Below are 1,154 nucleotides of genomic sequence, written 5' to 3' on the forward strand. Positions count from 1 at the left end.
CATTTCAAACAGCAACTCAATTATCATATCACCTTTCAAAGTACTTTGTCAAGAACTTTTTTTCGGGGAATCAGCGTCTTCCATTGCTGACTCTATAATTGAGTCTATTAAAATGACAAGAAATATATTACCATATCAGATGATCGTGTGTCAACAATTTTTTTATCCTCAATTGGAACACCAGAACAAGATCCGACATGTTCAGACAAGATGTTGTAAAAGACAACGTCAATAAATTTAGCACGGATTATCAAAACCGTCAAGAGCAAATTTGTGAACGGCCAAAAAAAAAGCCAAGGCAAAAGAAGTGACGCGCTTGAGATCGGGTTGCCGCTATCCTTATTCCCTCGCCTGTTTCTCGGTAAAGCATAAATCCTCTTGCGCTATCCCTGTCGTCTAAGTGGCAACAATGGTTCTTCTTGATACAAGACAAAAAGGCAAGTACAAGGACGCTCACTCATTCTATAATGAACGATCAGTAGCGCATGTCTTCTCATGTGCTCTCTAAATAGGTGAACCCATTGAAGAGGGTTTGCGCACATAAAAATGCCGCGCTCAAGGCGCGGCATGACTTCATATATGGGCTACTTTTCCAGTTCAGGTTGCAGCTTCATGCTCCGGTGATGAAAGATCTTTTGCCTTTTGCTTGGCTTGGCACTCCGGACAGACCCCGTAAATTTCCAATCGATGATGATCGACTTTAAAGCCGGTCACTTGCGCCGCTAAGGATTCAACTTCGTCTAATGTGGGATAGAAGAAATCAACAATTTTGCCGCAATTGCTGCAAATCACATGATAATGGCGATGGTTCGAAAAATCAAAACGACTCGATGCATCACCAAAGGTCAATTCTTTTACTAACCCGGTTTTTTTAAATACACGCAGGTTGTTGTATACGGTCGCAACACTCATATTTGGGAATTTATGTTCAAGCGCTTTATAAATTTCATCCGCAGTCGGGTGTGTGTCGGAAATAACGAGATACTCCAGAATCGCATGACGCTGCGGAGTAATCCGAACTCCGGAGCTTTTCAATAACTCAATCGCGTGTTCAACAGTTACTTGTTTATCGCTCACCGTCATGCACCTCACTTTCAAAGATGTGTTTATCAAAACCAATTCTCAGATTACAATCGTTATAATTATATATTCAG

General features: G+C 41.2%; 1 protein-coding gene. It reads right to left on the reverse strand.

Translation table 11 applies throughout. The annotated features are described in order from the left end of the window. Positions 1 to 597: 597 nt before the first annotated feature. Positions 598 to 1,083: a peroxide-responsive transcriptional repressor PerR gene (gene perR, locus SIN01_RS14750; protein WP_010027825.1), complete on the reverse strand. Its 486-nt coding sequence runs from the start codon at positions 1,081 to 1,083 to the stop codon at positions 598 to 600. Positions 1,084 to 1,154: the final 71 nt, after the last annotated feature.

Source organism: Sporolactobacillus inulinus, from assembly GCF_006539285.1.
Classification (GTDB): domain Bacteria; phylum Bacillota; class Bacilli; order Bacillales; family Sporolactobacillaceae; genus Sporolactobacillus; species Sporolactobacillus inulinus.

Coding starts and splice junctions, on each gene's coding strand:
- perR (WP_010027825.1), bottom strand. CDS start 1,083: ATGACGGTGAGCGATAAACAAGTAACTGTTGAACACGCGATTGAGTTA.